General features: G+C 65.2%; 1 protein-coding gene. It reads right to left on the minus strand.

All coding sequences use genetic code 11. The annotated features are described in order from the left end of the window. Positions 1-57: 57 nt before the first annotated feature. A partial coding sequence (locus ACFWPJ_RS33625) for a restriction endonuclease subunit S (RefSeq protein WP_378857674.1) occupies positions 58-1068 on the minus strand: 1011 nt, incomplete at its 5' end.

Here is a 1068-nt window from a genome sequence, read left to right on the forward strand (position 1 = left end):
AGCCACCCGGGTGGGCCACCACACTAAGCCGCCCCCCGGCCTCGCATGAATGGCCCGCTACACCCCGTCGAGCCCGACGACGCCACCAACCAATGCCTCCGCCAGCACGTCACGCATCTCCTCCTCGGCCCGAATCGCCTGCCGCAGGGATACGATCCGCTCCTCTCGTTTCACCAGCGCGGCAACGATCACCCGCTGCTGCGCCGGCGGCGGCACCGGAACTTCTAGCTCGGCGAGTTCGCCCGCGCTCATGGTCGGTGCGACATGCACCGACGCGGTCGCCCGGATCCGATCACTGGTGCGCCTGCAGAGTAGGAACTCGAGAAGGTAGCGTGGCTCAACCTCGACATCAGGTCGGACCCTGAGCCGGGTCAGGTTGGAGTCGAACAGCCACCCGTCCATGTTCTCGCCCACGATGGCGGCATCCTGTACCTGCCCCACGCGGACAACGAGTATGTCGTCGGCGAGCAAGCCGTAGTCAGCGAAGTTCCAGGCCACCTTCTCGGTGGTCCGATCGAGACCTTCCCCGCTGATATGCCTGGCTTTGAGGCTGCTGGGCCGAAGCACCGGTACGCGGGCGTCGTCGCCGGTCACCATCAGGGAGCGTTTAAGCCTGGAGGGCCCGGCTTTGATGTCACACAGCTCGACGAGCTTGCGAACCTTCCACCCCTCGGGGTAACCGGACTTTTGAACATCGTTGCGTATGAAGGGTGTAGGAGCCGAAACCGGAACCAATGCTCCAGCTAGGGCCGTCTCCGCCGAGCGAGCAGAGTCGGCGATGCGCCGGATTCGGGGTTCACCGGCGACTTCGTCGGCACTGAGATACGTATGCGGAGTAAGCAGGTAATCGCGCGCCGCCACCGCGGAAACCGGGACAGCAACCATCCGCGCGGGCCCGACGGCTTTGTCGATCATGACGCTGCGCGTTTCCCCCGGCACCAGTTCGAAAGGCTCTCGCACCAGTGCCGCGATCTGTTTCGCACCCGCGAAGGCGGGCCGATCACGCTCGCTCGCTTTGAACTTCAGCGCGGTCGCATCAACCATCACGATGCGGGGCTCGGACTCGCC

Source organism: Nocardia sp. NPDC058497 (assembly GCF_042720195.1).
Taxonomy (GTDB): Bacteria; Actinomycetota; Actinomycetes; order Mycobacteriales; family Mycobacteriaceae; genus Nocardia.